The organism is Acidovorax sp. SUPP950, assembly GCF_030158935.1.
Classification (GTDB): Bacteria; Pseudomonadota; Gammaproteobacteria; order Burkholderiales; family Burkholderiaceae_C; genus Paracidovorax.
Window position 1 is genome coordinate 813,673 of sequence record NZ_BQXE01000001.1, and the last position, 15,372, is coordinate 829,044.

12 protein-coding genes and 1 tRNA gene are annotated in these 15,372 nt (G+C 66.6%); 7 read left to right on the top strand and 6 right to left on the bottom strand.

From position 1 onward, the window contains the following. Positions 1–3: 3 nt before the first annotated feature. From AVME950_RS03905 to AVME950_RS03915, 3 genes are read left to right on the top strand one after another with little or no spacing between them, the layout of a single operon-like run. Positions 4–705 carry a succinate dehydrogenase iron-sulfur subunit gene (locus AVME950_RS03905; protein WP_272548188.1) on the top strand — a complete coding sequence of 234 codons (702 nt, stop codon included), beginning with the start codon at positions 4–6 and terminating at the stop codon, positions 703–705. A gap of 5 nt (positions 706–710) precedes the next feature. Beyond that, positions 711–1,010 (top strand): succinate dehydrogenase assembly factor 2, encoded by a 300-nt coding sequence (locus tag AVME950_RS03910; protein ID WP_284403346.1) that lies wholly within the window; start codon positions 711–713, stop codon positions 1,008–1,010. 19 nt (positions 1,011–1,029) lie between these two features. Continuing rightward, positions 1,030–2,340, top strand: coding sequence for a citrate synthase (locus tag AVME950_RS03915; protein ID WP_284399417.1), 1,311 nt, complete (start codon positions 1,030–1,032; stop codon positions 2,338–2,340). Positions 2,341–2,671: 331 nt separating this feature from the next. Here AVME950_RS03915 and AVME950_RS03920 read toward each other — a convergent pair. The 3 genes from AVME950_RS03920 to AVME950_RS03930 all read right to left on the bottom strand — a co-directional run bounded on the left by AVME950_RS03920 (position 2,672) and on the right by AVME950_RS03930 (position 6,023). Next, positions 2,672–2,748 (bottom strand) — tRNA-Val (locus AVME950_RS03920). 69 nt (positions 2,749–2,817) lie between these two features. Beyond that, positions 2,818–5,043 (bottom strand): RelA/SpoT family protein, encoded by a 2,226-nt coding sequence (locus AVME950_RS03925; protein ID WP_284429564.1) that lies wholly within the window; start codon positions 5,041–5,043, stop codon positions 2,818–2,820. A 29-nt stretch (positions 5,044–5,072) separates the two neighbouring features. Beyond that, complete coding sequence (locus tag AVME950_RS03930; RefSeq protein ID WP_284429565.1) at positions 5,073–6,023, bottom strand: alpha/beta fold hydrolase; 951 nt, start codon at positions 6,021–6,023, stop codon at positions 5,073–5,075. Between the two features lie 69 nt (positions 6,024–6,092). On the opposite strand from AVME950_RS03930, the gene AVME950_RS03935 reads away from it, so the two are divergent. Beyond that, positions 6,093–6,875, top strand: a complete 783-nt coding sequence (locus AVME950_RS03935) for a 3-hydroxybutyrate dehydrogenase (RefSeq protein ID WP_284424867.1) — start codon at positions 6,093–6,095, stop codon at positions 6,873–6,875. A gap of 92 nt (positions 6,876–6,967) precedes the next feature. On the opposite strand, the gene AVME950_RS03940 is transcribed toward AVME950_RS03935, so the two are convergent. Further along, complete coding sequence (locus AVME950_RS03940) at positions 6,968–7,684, bottom strand: SIMPL domain-containing protein (protein WP_284428825.1); 717 nt, start codon at positions 7,682–7,684, stop codon at positions 6,968–6,970. Between the two features lie 217 nt (positions 7,685–7,901). Here AVME950_RS03940 and ompR point away from each other — a divergent pair, with 217 nt between their 5' ends. Together ompR and AVME950_RS03950 are read left to right on the top strand one after the other, a co-directional pair. Further along, entirely contained in the window at positions 7,902–8,633 is a 732-nt protein-coding gene (ompR, locus tag AVME950_RS03945; protein ID WP_272564091.1) for an osmolarity response regulator transcription factor OmpR, read from the top strand. Positions 8,634–8,709: 76 nt separating this feature from the next. After that, positions 8,710–10,209 (top strand): sensor histidine kinase family protein, encoded by a 1,500-nt coding sequence (locus tag AVME950_RS03950; RefSeq protein WP_272564092.1) that lies wholly within the window; start codon positions 8,710–8,712, stop codon positions 10,207–10,209. On the opposite strand, the gene ispF is transcribed toward AVME950_RS03950, so the two are convergent. Both ispF and AVME950_RS03960 read right to left on the bottom strand, forming a co-directional pair. Further along, positions 10,190–10,681, bottom strand: a complete 492-nt coding sequence (ispF, locus tag AVME950_RS03955) for a 2-C-methyl-D-erythritol 2,4-cyclodiphosphate synthase (RefSeq protein ID WP_284399393.1) — start codon at positions 10,679–10,681, stop codon at positions 10,190–10,192. The genes AVME950_RS03950 and ispF overlap by 20 nt on opposite strands. A 30-nt stretch (positions 10,682–10,711) precedes the next feature. Then, the gene (locus tag AVME950_RS03960) at positions 10,712–11,560 is read right to left on the bottom strand and encodes an IspD/TarI family cytidylyltransferase (RefSeq protein ID WP_284428826.1); all 849 of its coding nucleotides are present in this window, start codon (positions 11,558–11,560) and stop codon (positions 10,712–10,714) included. Positions 11,561–11,713: 153 nt separating this feature from the next. Between AVME950_RS03960 and mfd the strand changes: the two genes are divergently transcribed. Further along, positions 11,714–15,187 carry a transcription-repair coupling factor gene (gene mfd / locus AVME950_RS03965; protein ID WP_284428827.1) on the top strand — a complete coding sequence of 1,158 codons (3,474 nt, stop codon included), beginning with the start codon at positions 11,714–11,716 and terminating at the stop codon, positions 15,185–15,187. Positions 15,188–15,372: the final 185 nt, after the last annotated feature.

Genomic DNA, 15,372 nt, shown 5'->3' on the forward strand with positions numbered 1-15,372 from the left:
ACCATGAAGCGCACCTTTCAAATCTACCGCTACGATCCGGACAAGGACGCCAAGCCCTACATGCAGACCGTGGAGATCGAACTCGACGGCCACGAGCGCATGCTGCTGGACGCCCTGGTGAAGCTCAAGGCGCAGGACCCATCCATCTCGTTCCGCCGTTCGTGCCGCGAAGGCGTCTGCGGTTCCGATGCGATGAACATCAACGGCAAAAACGGCCTGGCGTGCCTCACCAACATGAACACGCTCAAGGGCACCATCGTGCTCAAGCCACTGCCCGGGCTGCCCGTGATCCGCGACCTGATCGTGGACATGACGCAGTTCTTCAAGCAGTACAACTCGATCAAGCCGTACCTCATCACCGAAGGCATCACGCCCGAGAAGGAACGCCTGCAGAGCCCGGAAGAGCGCGATGAGCTCAACGGCCTGTACGAGTGCATCCTGTGCGCCAGCTGCTCGACGAGCTGCCCCAGCTTCTGGTGGAACCCCGACAAGTTCGTGGGCCCCGCCGGCCTGCTGCAGGCGTACCGTTTCATTGCGGACAGCCGCGACGAGGCCACGGGCGCCCGTCTGGACAACCTCGAAGACCCTTATCGCCTGTTCCGCTGCCACACCATCATGAACTGCGTGGACGTGTGCCCCAAGGGTCTCAACCCCACCAAGGCCATCGGCAAGATCAAGGAACTGATGGTGCGTCGCGCCATCTGACCGCCATGGCCGACGACGAATTGCTCGACGAACGCGAGGCCGCCAAGCTGAAGTGGCGCAGCCGCCGCGGCCTGGTGGAGAACGATCTGTTCATCGAGCAGTTCTTCGCCACCTACGGCTCGCGCCTGACCCAGCGCCAGGCACAAGGTCTCACGACCTTGATGGACCTTTCCGACAACGACCTGCTGGACCTGCTGCTGCGGCGCAAGGAACCCACGGGCGAGATCGATACCAGGGACGTCAAGGAAGTGCTTGAACAGCTGCGCCGCAGAGCGTCAGCACCCCCTCCACCGCTTGCGGGCTAACAACAGAAGGAAACTGGAAATGAAACTGGCAGACAACAAGGCAACGCTATCGTTCAGCAACGGCAGCCCCAGCGTGGAACTTCCCGTGTACCAAGGCAGTATCGGCCCCGACGTGGTCGACATCCGCAAGCTGTACGCACAGACGGGCATGTTCACCTACGACCCCGGTTTCCTTTCCACTGCGGCATGCCAGTCCTCGATCACGTACATCGACGGCGACAAGGGCGAGCTGCTGTACCGCGGCTACCCCATCGAGCAGTTGGCCACGCAGTGCGACTTCCTGGAAACCTGCTACCTGCTGCTCAAGGGCGAACTGCCCAACCCCGCGCAGAAGACCGAGTTCAGCGACAGCGTGACCAAGCACACGATGGTCAACGAGCAGATGCAGTTCTTCCTGCGTGGCTTCCGCCGCGACGCCCACCCGATGGCCGTGCTGACGGGCCTGGTGGGCGCGCTCTCGGCCTTCTACCATGACAGCACGGACATCAACAACCCGCAGCACCGCGAGATCTCGGCCATCCGCCTGATCGCCAAGATGCCGACGCTGGTGTCGATGGCATACAAGTACGGCGTGGGCCAGCCCTACATGTACCCGCAGAACGACCTGAGCTATGCCGGTAATTTCCTGCGCATGATGTTCGGCACACCGTGCGAAGAGTACAAGGTCAATCCGGTGCTCGAACGCGCGCTGGACCGCATCTTCATCCTGCACGCCGACCACGAGCAGAACGCCTCCACTTCCACGGTGCGCCTGTGCGGCTCCTCGGGCACCAACCCGTTCGCCGCCATCGCCGCTGGCGTGGCCTGCCTCTGGGGCCCCGCCCACGGTGGCGCCAACGAAGCCGCATTGAACATGCTGCACGACATCCAGGCTCAGGGCGGCGTGGAGAAGATCGGCGAGTTCATCAAGCAGGTCAAGGACAAGAACTCCGGTGTGAAGCTGATGGGCTTCGGTCACCGCGTATACAAGAACTACGACCCGCGCGCCAAGCTCATGCAGGAAACCTGCAACGAAGTGCTGGCCGAACTGGGCCTCGAAAAGGATCCGCTGTTCGCCCTGGCCAAGGAACTGGAAAAGATCGCCCTGGAAGACGACTACTTCGTGCAGCGCAAGCTCTACCCGAACGTGGACTTCTACTCCGGCATCGTGCAACGCGCGATCGGCATCCCGGTGAACCTGTTCACCGGCATCTTCGCGCTGGCCCGCACCGTGGGCTGGATCGCCCAGCTGAACGAAATGATCGGTGACCCCGAGTACAAGATCGGCCGCCCCCGCCAACTGTTCGTGGGCGCGGAGCGCCGCGACGTGCAGCCGCTGGACAAGCGCTGAGCGGTATTTCTGGAGAGGGCCCTGGAATGGGCCTCTTCTCCGGAAGGCAAAGCCTGCAACATCGAATGCCAGTCAGCCAACGCTGGCTGGCATTTTTTGTTGGCATCCACGCCAAGGCTTTTTCTGGCGGCTTTGCGGAGGTTTATCCAAGCGATCCGAGACAACGGGAGCAAACCATTCGAGGCGCGACCTCGAAGACCCGGGACCAATTGCAAGAGCCGCATCCCCCCTGCCCCGCTGACACTTTGCGGCAGGACGCCCGAAAAGCCCTTTCGGAAATAAAAAAAGCCTTCCAAATCGATGATTTGGAAGGCTTTTACCAATGGTTAGTTGGTAGGCGCGATTGGACTCGAACCAACGACCCCCACCATGTCAAGGTGGTGCTCTAACCAGCTGAGCTACGCGCCTGTGTGTATTCGAGAAGCGAGATTGTAGCAGTAAAAAATACGCGTTCCAGGCAACTTCGCGCGCTTTCTTTCAACGGCGCCGTGCAGAGCGCACGCCTTGCACCGTGGCCACGATGCCAAGCACTTTGTTGAGCCGGCCGGAGTCGGCCACCTCCACCGTGAACGTCATCCAAGCCGTGCCTTTCACGGACTGCGTCTGAACGCCGATCACGTTGGTCTTCTCCCTGGCGAAGACCTCGGAAATGTCGCGCAGTAGGCCTTGCCGGTCTGCAGCCTCGACCGACACGTCCACCGGATAGACCGACGGGCCGGCACCGGCGGACGCCTTGGATTGCCCCCACTCCACTTCGATGATGCGTTCGGCACTGCGCGCCGCCATCTCACGAAAATTGCTGCAGTCGGCGCGGTGCACGCTCACCCCTTTGCCGCGCGTGACGAAGCCCCGGATGCTGTCGGGCGGCGCAGGCTTGCAGCACTTGGCCAGTTGGGTCATCAGCGAATCGATGCCCACCACCAGCACCCCGCCCTTGGGCGCGGTCTCGGAGGTGCGCGTCTTCTTGAGCAGCAGGTAATCGTCCGGCTGCAGCACGGGTTCGGGCGGGCGCAGCAGCGTCTCGATGGTGCGCAGCGAGAACTCGTCCTTGCCCACCACTTCGAACAAGGCGTCCGCCGTCTTGAAGCCCAGCTGCACAGCAAGATCGTCGAGCTTGATGGCGGTCTTGCCCTCGCGCTGCAGCAGCTTTTCCACTGCCTCGCGGCCCCGCGCCGTGGTCTCATGCGTGGCCTGGGCGTTGAACCAGGCACGCACCTTGGCGCGGGCGCGGTGGCTGGTGAGGTAGCCCAGCTCGGCATTGAGCCAATCGCGCGACGGGCGGCCTTCCTTGACGGTGGTGATTTCGACCGTCTGCCCGTTCTGCAGCGGCGTGTTGAGCGGCACCATGGCCCCGTCGACACGCGCGCCGCGGCAACGGTGGCCGACACTGGTGTGCACCGCATAGGCGAAATCGACCGGGGTGGCGCCCTGCGGCAGCTCCACCACGGCCGCGTCCGGCGTGAGCACGTAGATGCGGTCCTCGAACAGCCCCCCGTGCTGCACGGTGCCCGCCATGTCCCGCTCCCAGGCCAGCAACTGGCGCAGCACCGCGATCTTGGCGTCGTATTCGCCGGAGGCCGAAACGCCCGCATAGCCTTTGGTGCCGGCCTCCTTGTAGGCCCAGTGCGCGGCCACGCCATGCTCGGCGTGGTCGTTCATGGCCTGGGTGCGGATCTGGATTTCGATGGCCTTGCCCGTCTCGTCGCGCACGACGGTGTGCAGCGACTGGTAGCCGTTGGGCTTGGGCTTGGCGATGTAGTCGTCGAACTCGGCGTCGATGGGCTTGAAATGCTCGTGCACCCAGGACAGTGCGGCGTAGCAATCCTTCACTGAAGGCACCACCACCCGCAGCGCCCGGATGTCGAACACATGCTCGAAGTCGAGCGACTTGCCACGCATCTTCTTGACGATGCTGTAGATGTGCTTGGGCCGGCCCTGCACGCTGGCGCTGATGCTGCGGGCCCGCAGTTCGGACTCCAGCCGGCCGCGAAGCTGCTCCATGTACACCTCGCGCTCGGCCCGCTTTTCGTCCAGCAGCCGGGCCACCTGCTTGTAGGTCTCCGGCTCCAGGAACCGGAAGGACAGGTCTTCCAGCTCCCACTTCATCTGCCAGATGCCGAGCCGATTGGCCAGCGGGGCGAACACCTGCAGGGCCTCGCGCGCGATGCCGGGCGACACGGCGCGTTTGGTGGCCGCGTAAAAGCGCAGGGTTTGCAGGCGCGAGGCCAGACGAAGCATCACGACGCGCAGGTCCCGGGAGAACGCGAGCAGCATCTTGCGCACGTTCTCGGTCTGCGTGGCGGGGTCGTCCACCGGCTGCCCCGCAAGCTGGGCTTCGCGCGCCTGCTGCTGCACGCGCATGAGCTTGGTGGTCTCCACGGCCAGGGCGGCAAAGTTCTGCCCGAAGGCTTTGGCGATGACCTCCTCGGGCTTGTTCAGGTGGGAGCAGGCATGCACCAGATAGCTGGCCGCCTGCATGGCTTCCGACCCACCGATGTTCTTGAGGATGGAGGCGACGGCTTCGGCATGCGCGAAGGTGTTCTCACCGGTCTCCAGCGTCTCGCTGGACAGCAGCGGTTCCGCAAAGGCCCGGGCCCGCGCCAGCGCGCCCGCTTGCTCGGGCAGCGAAAGCGCCGTGGCAGCGATGAGCTGCGGCACGGCATCGGACCGGGGCGACGCGCTCCCCGCGCCCCCCTGGCCCAGCGTGGCGGGAGGTGCGGTGGCCAGACTCTTCACAGCCCACCTCTTTCGCCGGGGTCGAAGAGAAATGCCTCGACCGCATCCACCTGTTCGTCCGCCACCAGCGTCGGGGCGTGCCCCACCCCGCTCCACTCCACCACCTGGGCCCGGGGCCCGCGTTGCGACATGGCTTGCGCCGTCGAGGGCGAGAGCAGATCCGATTGCGCGCCGCGCAGCAGCAGCGTGCGCGCGCTGATCTGTTCATACAGCTGCCACAACTGCGCCTCGCCGGCAACAGCGGCCTCCTGCGTCATCGCACGAAACGGCTGGGCGATGGCCGGGTCGTAGTGCAGCACGAACCCACCCTCGGGCGCAGGCCGGAGCATGGCGCGCGACAACGCCAGCCACTGCGCCGGCGTATGGGGGCCGAAGCTGGAGGAGATCGTCCACAGGGCATCGGCTGCCTGCTGCTCCGTTTCGAAGTGGGCGGGCCGCCCGAGGTACTGGCCGATGCGCTGGAGCGCACTCCATTCGATCACCGGCCCCACATCATTCAGGACCAGCCTGCGCACCGGCACGGGAAGCGGCAGGCCCGGCTGGCCGCACAGCGCCATGCCGATCAGCCCGCCCATGCTGGTGCCCACCCAGTCCAGATGCTGGATGGGTGCACGGCCATGCACGTCGGCCAGCAGTGCCAGCATGTCGGCGGCATAGACCGGCACCTGATAGGCCATGGGATCGGCGAGCCAGTCGCTGCGACCGCGACCGGCCACGTCGGGACAGATCACCCGGGCATGACGGGACAGCCGGCGGGCGAGCACATCGAAATCACGCCCCTGGCGCGACAGGCCATGCACGCAAACCACCACATGGGGATGGCCCGGCTGGCCCGTCGCGTTCCATTCCCAATACGCCATGCGATGGCTGGCGGCTGCACCGTCCGCCGAGCCCTCCTTGGCAGCGATTCCAGGGCAATTCACGTAATTCAGCGTAGGCTCGGTCATGGGAACGAATTCGTCGCGGGGGCGCTCGATAATGGTTGCGTTCATCCTAATTCATTCGGAGAGACTCACATGCTTCAAGGCAAAACCGCCCTCGTCACCGGCTCCACGAGCGGCATCGGACTGGGCATCGCCAAGGCGCTCGCGCGCCAGGGCGCCAACGTCGTCCTCAATGGCTTCGGCGATGTAGACGGCCCCCGTGCCGAGGTGTTGGCGGCCGGCGAAAGCCATGGCGCGCAGGTGGCCTACCACGGGGCCGACATGGGCCGCGCAGCGGACATCGAGGACATGATGAAGTACAGCGCCAGCCAGTTCGGGCGCGTGGACATCCTGGTCAACAACGCAGGCATCCAGCACGTGGCAAACGTGGAGGACTTTCCCGTCGAGAAGTGGGATGCCATCCTGGCGATCAACCTGACCAGCGCCTTCCACACCTCGCGCCTGGCCCTGCCTCCAATGAAAGCGGCCAACTGGGGCCGCATCATCAACATCGCCTCGGTGCACGGGCTGGTGGCTTCGGCCCAGAAGGCGGCCTATGTGGCAGCCAAGCACGGCATCGTGGGCCTGACGAAGGTCACCGCATTGGAAACCGCCACCACCGGCGTGACCTGCAATGCGATCTGTCCCGGCTGGGTGCTCACGCCGCTGGTTCAGAAACAGGTCGATGCCAAGGCGGCCGACCAGGGCCTGTCGAACGAAGACGCCAAGAAGCAGTTGCTGAGCGAAAAGGAACCCTCGCTGCAGTTCACCACGCCCGAAGAACTGGGCGAATTGGCGGTGTTCTTCTGCTCGCCGGCGGCCAACAATGTCCGCGGCGTCGCCTGGAACATGGACGGTGGCTGGGCCGCCCAGTAAGAACGAAAAGCCTTAACCGCCCGATCACCGGCGCCCTGCCCTGGCATCCAGGGAAGGAGGCTGTCCGGCACGGGCGTCAGCCCGCCAACCCCTCAGCGCAGTTGCACGGCGCCGGAGACGTTCACCACCACCTGCGCCTTGCCGGCTTCCACCGGTACGGGCGCATCGGCGGACATCGACGACATCTTGGCCTCCATGGCCATCATGCGCGGCCGGGGGCCGGGGATCATCTCGTTGCTGTTCACCGCCACCTCCCGCAGCGTGTAGCCGCTGAAGCCGAAGCCGCGCGCCAGTTCATTCGCACGGGCCTTGAATTGCTCGATGGCCTTGGTCTGCGCCTCGCCCTCCACCTTCTCGCGGGCCTCGCGCGACAGATCGAAGGCGATCTGGCTGATCGGCATGGACTGGATCTTGCCGGCGGTGGTGGTGATGCGCGAGAAATCACGGCCCTGCAGGATCAGCTCGGCCCGGCCCTGCCAGCCGTTGATCTTGCCCTCCTTGCCATAGCGCGGGTACATGCCGAACGCGCCGGTGCGCACATCCATCTGGTCCGGCTGGGCAGAGCGCTTGGCCTCCGCCAACGCGGAGTCCAGCGCTTGCTTGAGCTGCGTCTGCACCGTGGCTGCATCGGCACCTTCCTTGCTGGTGGCCAGCGTGAGCACCAGCAGGTCCTGCTGGACATCCACGGTGCCGGTCGCGGACAGCTGCAGCACATTCTGCGGTGGCGGCATCACGGCGTTTTGAGAGAAAGCGGCGCCAGCGCACGCCAGAAAAGCACCTGCAGCTATTATTTTGATAGCAATTTTCATGATCGAAATCCTTGTGAAGAGAAAGTGTGCGGGTGCATCGGACACCCTTGAAACGCTACGTTAACCGGTCCGGATCAATCGGCGGTAAAGGCCCGATAGCGTCTGTGCGTGGTGGGGCAAAACTTGTAACAGTTGGTCAGGTATCTGGCAAAAAGCCGAACTTCGGGGTTCAAGGTGGTCAGAATCGGCTCTGTTACAAATAGGACTTGGGAAACAAATGGCCTCAACAACCAACCGTACCGACAAGATTCTCGTGGTGGATGACGACGCCCGCATTCGCGATTTGCTGCGGCGCTATCTCACGCAAGAGGGCTTCGAAGTCATGGTTGCGGAAGATGGCAAGGCCCTCAACCGCATTCTGCTGCGCGAAACCGTGGACCTCATCGTGCTGGACCTGATGATGCCCGGCGAGGACGGCCTCTCGATCTGCCGCCGCCTTCGCGCCGCCAACGATCGCACTCCCATCATCATGCTGACCGCCAAGGGCGAGGACGTGGACCGCATCGTGGGCCTGGAAGTGGGCGCCGACGATTACCTGGGCAAGCCGTTCAATCCCCGCGAACTGCTGGCCCGCATCCACGCGGTGCTGCGCCGCAGGCCGCCGCAAGAGGCGCCGGGCGCTCCGTCGGGCGACAACGAGGTCGTCACCTTCGGTCCTTTCACCTTCGATCTGGGCACGCGCGCACTGCAGCGCAGCGGCGAAGAGCTGCCGCTCACCACCGGCGAGTTCGCCATGCTGAAGGCGCTGGTCCGCCACCCACGGCAGCCGCTGTCGCGGGAGAAGCTGGCCCTGCTGGCGCGCGGCCGCGAGTTCGAGCCGTTCGACCGCAGCCTGGACGTGCAGGTGTCCCGCCTTCGCAAGCTGGTCGAGGTGGACGCCGCGGCGCCGCGCTACATCCAGACGGTCTGGGGCGTGGGCTACGTGTTCGTGCCGGACGGCACGAGCTGATCTCCCTTTTGCCGAGGGCCGCGTTTTCGCCGTGGCGCCCTCTGCCCTTCGGCAATTTCCCGATGATTCTCACGACATGAGCGCCAACTACGAAGCAGCGTCGTCCGACGCCACCAGCCCTGCCCCCCTGGAGGCCCCCGTGTACCTGCGGGCGCAGCGTGCACGGGTGGGGCTGAACCTTTTCTGGCGCACGTTCTTCCTGCTCGCGCTGCTGCTGGTGGGCAGCATCCTGGCTTGGCTGCAGACGCTGCGGGCGCTGGAGTTCGAGCCGCGCACGCTGCAGACGGCGCAGCAGATCGCCTCGCTGGTGAACCTGAGCCGCGCGGCGCTGGTGCATGCCGATGCGATCGCGCGCGTCTCGCTGATCAAGACCATGGCCGACCAGGAAGGCGTTCGCATCCTGCCGCGCGAGCCGTCCGACCGCTTCGACCTGCTGGACGCCTCGGCGCTCGGCATGCGGCTGACCGAAGAGCTGACCACCCGCCTGGGGCCGGGCACCATCGTGGCAAGCAACGTCAATGGCGAAAGCGGCCTGTGGGTGGGCTTCACCATCAACGGCGACCCCAACTGGCTGCTGATGGACCGGTCCCGCTTGAGCGCGGCCGGGGGCAAGACGTGGATGATCTGGCTCATCACCGCCGCGGCTCTGTCGCTGGCGGGTGCCGCAGCCATCGCACGCCTGATCAACCGGCCGCTCAAGCAGCTGTCGTATGCCGCCAACCGGGTGCGCGACGGCGACTTCGCCGCCAGCCAGCTCGACGAAGAAGCCGTGACCAGCGAAATCCGCGAGGTGAACATCGGCTTCAACCGCATGGCGCAAAAGCTCGCCAAGCTGGAGCAGGACCGCGCCGTGATGCTGGCGGGCATTTCGCATGACCTGCGCACGCCCCTGGCCCGCCTGCGGCTGGAAACCGAAATGAGCGTGTCGGACAACGTGGCCCGCGAACACATGGTGGCCGACATCGTGCAGCTCGACGCCACCATCGACAAGTTCCTCGACTACGCCCGCCCCGACAACGTGACCCTGAACCCGGTCAACCTGCATGGCGTGGTGTCGTCGTGCGTGTACGCCGTGCAGGACCACCGCGAACTGCAGATCTCGATGAACGTGCCCGAGGACCTGAACGTGCTGGCCGACGAGGTCGAACTGGCGCGCGTGATCTCCAACCTGCTCGAGAATGCCCGCCGCTACGGCAAGACGCACGACAGCGGCACGGCCACCGTGGACATCGCGGCCAAGGGGCGCGAGAAGTGGGTGCTGATCAAGGTGCGCGACCATGGCCCGGGCGTGCCGCCGGAGCAGCTGGCCAACCTGACCAAGCCGTTCTTCCGCGGCAATTCGGCCCGCACGGCGGCTGCCGGCGCGGGCCTGGGCCTGTCCATCGTGGACAAGACGGTGCAGCGCATGGGCGGCATCTTCGCCCTGGCCAATTCGGGATCGGGCGGCCTGGTGGCCCACATCCAATTGCAGCGGGCGACCGACCTGCCCGGCGGCAAGGACCCCAAGCAGCGCCTGCAGCGCCCGCAGATCAAGCGCAACCTGCCCCCGCGCCGCCCTAAGCCGGCGAAGGCTTGACGAACAGCAGCGTCGCGGCCCGGGCCTCCATGGCGAGGCCCTGGCCCACCGGGCCGAGCCGCTCGGCGGTCTTGGCCTTGACGTTGACCTGCCCCTCCTGCAGCGACAGCGCCTGCGCGATGCGGGCCCGCATCGCGGGGATGTGGGCGGCCAGACGCGGCGCCTGCGCGATCACCGTGCTGTCGATGTTGCCGATCTCGTAGCCCTGCGCGCGCACGCGCCGCGCGGCCTCCACCAGCAGCGCCACCGAATCCGCGCCTTTGAACGTGGGGTCGGTGTCCGGGAAGTGGCTGCCGATGTCCCCCAGCGCCGCGGCGCCCAGCAGCGCGTCGGTGATGGCGTGCAGCAGCACGTCGGCATCGGAATGGCCGAGCAGGCCCATGGTGTGCGGCACGTCCACACCGCCGATGACGAGGCGGCGCCCCGGCACCAGCGCATGCACGTCCCAGCCTTCGCCGATTCGGATGTTCATCGTTCGCGTTCCTGCAGGCGCTCCGGGCGCCTAAAAAATCGTCTTGCCCGGCACGGCCGAGGCTTCGCCCCGGGCGCCGCCGAAGCGGTCCAGGGTGGCGGCATGCATGCGCTGCGCCAGCACCGCCTCGGCCAGCGCGAAGTCGGCCGGATAGGTCACCTTGAAGTTCTGCGCGCCGCCCGGCACCAGCCGGGGGTGCAGGCCCATGGCCTCCATGGCGCTCGCTTCGTCGGTGGCCGCCGGGCCCAGGTGCTCCAGCGCCTGCCGCAGCGGCCCGAGGCGGAACATCTGGGGCGTCTGGGCGAGCCACTTGTCGGTGCGGTCCACCGTGGAGGACACGCGCACGCCGCCCGGGCCGTCGATCGCGGTCTTGAGCGTGTCGGCCAGCTTGTGCGCCAGCAGCCCGCCCACGGCGTCGTCGGCGCAGGCGTCGATCAGCGCGTCGATCTGCGCCGTGGTGACCAGGCAGCGGGCCGCATCGTGCACCAGCACCCAATCCTCGGGCAGCGCGCCGCGCTCTTGCAGCACGCGCAGGCCGCCCAGCACCGTCGCCGCGCGGGTAGAGCCCCCGCAAGGTGCCACGAAGAAGGTGGGCTGAGGCTGGCCGTCGAAAAACGCATCGCCCGGGGCCACGGCCACCAGCGTGCCCAGCAGCCGGCCCACGCCGGCGAACGCGGCCAGGGTGTGCAGGACCATGGGATGCCCGGCCACCGGCTGGTACTGCTTGGGCAGCACCGGCACCTGGCCTGCCGCCACCCGATCGATCCCCGAAGACTGCGCCACCGCGCGGGCGCCCACGCCGGCACAGGGCACCAGGGCCCAGAAACGCCGCTGGCCGAAGAGCGGTGGCGGCGAAAGGTGCGGGAGCAGATCGGTCATGGGGCGGCCATTGTAGGAGGGGCGGGCGTCCCCATCTGACAACGTGCGCCGAGAGCACGCCCGCCTAGAATTGCCACTCGCCCGCACCGCCCGACCGCCGCGCACACCGCGCCCCCGGGGCCGGTGTCCCGGCCCCGACGCACCGCCACCCGCATGGACCTCCCCAAACTCATCCCCGGAAAACGTTTCACCCTGCCACGCCCGGTGGGCAGCGCCGATGCCCTGCTGCTGGCGCGCCTGGGCGAGCGAGAGAAAGCCGCGCGGCGCACCACCGCCATCGTGACGGCCGACGCCACCGATGCGCGGCGCCTCATCGACGAGATGGCGTTCTTCGCCCCCGAGCTGCGCTGCGCGCTTTTCCCCGACTGGGAGACGCTGCCCTACGACACGTTCTCCCCGCACCAGGACCTGATCAGCGAGCGCCTGGCCACGCTGTGGCGCATCAGCCAGGGCGACGCGGACGTGGTGCTGGTGCCGGCCACCACGGCGCTGTACCGGGTGGCGCCGCCCTCCTTTCTCGCGGGCTACACCTTCCACTTCAAGGTCAAGCAGAAGCTGGACGAGGCGAAGTTCAAGGCGCAGCTCACGCTGGCGGGCTACTCCCACGTGTCGCAGGTGGTGAGCCCGGGCGAGTACGCGGTGCGCGGCGGGCTGATCGACCTCTTTCCCATGGGCTCGCTGGTGCCTTACCGCGTGGACCTGTTCGACGATGAGATCGACAGCATCCGCACGTTCGATCCGGACAGCCAGCGCAGCCTGTACCCCGTGCCGGAGGTGCGCCTGCTGCCGGGCCGCGAATTCCCGATGGACGACGACGCGCGGGCCAAATTCCGCAGCCGCTGGCGCGAGATGCTGGAGGGCGACCCGACCAAGAGCCGCATCTACAAGGACATGGGCAACGGCGTGGCCACCGCGGGCATCGAGTACTACCTGCCGCTCTTCTTCGACGAGACGGCGACCGTGTTCGACTACCTCGGCGCCGAGGCCACCGTGGTGCTGCACGGCGATCTGGAGCCAGCCTTCCAGCGGTTCTGGCAGGACACGAAGGACCGCTATCGCCTGATCCAGGGTGACCCGGACCGCCCGGCCCTGCCGCCGGAAGCGCTGTTCCTCACCACCGAGCAGTTCTACACCCGGGCCAACGCGCACCCGCAGCTCGCCTTGCGACCGGGCGTGGAGGACATTGCCGACAACGCCCATTTCCAGAAGCTGGGCGACCTGTCGGTGGCGCGCGGTGCCGAAGACCCCCTGGCGCGCCTGCACGCCCACATCCGCAACACCCCGCACCGCGTGCTGCTGCTGGCGGAAAGCGCCGGGCGGCGCGAGAGCCTGCTCGATTTCCTGCGCGCCTCTCAGTTGAGCCCGCCGGCCTTCGACTCGCTGGCCGAGTTCCAGGCCCATGCCGAGGAAAAGGTGGGCATTGCCACGGCCGCCGTCACGACGGGCTTCAGCTGGCTCGGCGACGGCATCGACTTCGTGACCGAGACCGAGCTGTTCGCCGCTGGCGCCACCACGCGGCGGCGCAAGAAGCAGGAGCAGGTGAGCGATGTCGAGGCGCTGATCAAGGACCTGTCCGAGCTCAACGTGGGCGACCCGGTGGTGCACAGCGCGCACGGCATCGGCCGCTACCACGGGCTCATCAACATGGACGTGGGCCAGAAGAACCCCGATGGCACGCCCGCGCTGCAAGAGTTTTTGCACCTCGAATACGCCGACAAGGCGGTGCTGTACGTGCCCGTCAGCCAGCTGCAGCTCATCAGCCGCTACACGGGCGTGAGCGCCGACGAGGCGCCGCTGCACAAGCTGGGCAGCGGCCAGTGGGAGAAGGCCAAGCGCAAGGCAGCGGAGCAGGTGCGCGACTCCGCGGCCGAGCTGCTCAACATCTACGCCCGCCGCGCGGCGCGCGAAGGCCACGCCTTCCGCTACTCGCCACAGGACTACGAGCAGTTCGCCAACGACTTCGGCTTCGAGGAAACGGCCGACCAGAACGCGGCCATCCACGCCGTCATCCAGGACATGATCTCGCCCCGCCCCATGGACCGCCTGGTCTGCGGCGACGTGGGCTTCGGCAAGACCGAGGTGGCCCTGCGCGCGGCCTTCGTGGCCGTCACGGGCGGCAAGCAGGTGGCGTTCCTCGCCCCGACCACGCTGCTGGCCGAGCAGCACTACCAGACGCTGATGGACCGCTTCGGCAAGTGGCCGGTGAAGGTGGCCGAGGTGTCGCGCTTCCGTTCGGGCAAGGAGATCACCTCTGCCATCAAGGGCATCGGCGACGGCACGGTGGACATCGTGGTGGGCACGCACAAGCTGCTCTCCGAATCCACCCAATTCCACAACCTGGGCCTGCTCATCATCGACGAGGAGCACCGCTTCGGCGTGCGCCACAAGGAGCAGATGAAGGCGCTGCGCGCCGAGGTGGACGTGCTGACCCTCACCGCCACGCCCATCCCGCGCACGCTGGGCATGGCGCTGGAGGGCCTGCGCGACCTGTCTGTGATCGCCACGGCGCCCCAGCGGCGCCTGGCCATCAAGACCTTCGTGCGCAACGAGGGCACGGGCGTGATCCGCGAGGCCGTGCTGCGCGAGCTCAAGCGCGGCGGGCAGTGCTACTTCCTGCACAACGAGGTCGAGACCATCGAGAACCGGCGCCAGAAGCTGGAAGAGATATTGCCCGAGGCCCGCATCGCCGTAGCCCACGGCCAGATGCCCGAGCGCGAGCTGGAAAAGGTCATGCGCGATTTCGTGGCGCAGCGCTACAACATCCTGCTGTGCTCGACCATCATCGAGACCGGCATCGACGTGCCCACGGCCAACACCATCATCATGAGCCGCGCCGACAAGTTCGGCCTGGCGCAGTTGCACCAGCTGCGCGGCCGCGTGGGCCGCAGCCACCACCAGGCCTACGCCTACCTCATGGTGCCGGACATCGAGGGCCTGACCAAGCAGGCCGCGCAGCGGCTCGATGCCATCCAGCAGATGGAAGAGCTGGGCAGCGGCTTCTACCTGGCCATGCACGACCTGGAGATCCGCGGCGCGGGCGAGGTGCTGGGCGAGAACCAGAGCGGCAACATGCTGGAGGTGGGGTTCCAGCTCTACAACGAGATGCTGTCGGAGGCCGTGCGCTCGCTCAAGGCGGGCAAGGAGCCCGACCTGCTGGCGCCGCTGTCCGTCACCACCGACATCAACCTGCACGCGCCCGCGCTGTTGCCCAATGACTACTGCGGCGACGTGCACCTGCGCCTGTCGTTCTACAAGAAGCTGGCCACCGCCAAGACCACCGACCAGATCGACAGCCTGCTGGAGGAGATCGTGGACCGCTTCGGCAAGCTGCCGCCGCAGGCGCAGACCCTGATCGACGTGCACCGCCTGCGCTGCATGAGCCAACCCTACGGCGTGGTCAAGGTGGATGCGGCGCCCGGCGTGATCCACATCACCTTCAAGCCGCAGCCGCCGATCGATCCGATGAATATCATCCACCTGATCCAGAAGAACAAACACATCAAGCTGGCCGGCAACGAGAAGCTGCGCATCGAACGCGAACTGCCCGAGGCCAAGGACCGGGTGCAGATGGTGCGCGACGTGCTGCGCAGCCTGGGGCAGCCGCTGGCGCAGGGCGCGCCCGCCTGACGAATGGCTTGCGGCGACGCCGTGGCGAGCGGCATGCCGCGTGCGGTGCTGGGGGCCTTCCAGCCGGGGCGCCCCGCCATCTGGCTGGACCCTTTGCATTCAGAGCGAAACGTGCCCTGAGCGCAATAAGTACTAGGGCATATAGCTACAAAAATAATAGCACTCTAACCACCAATCGCTGGCGC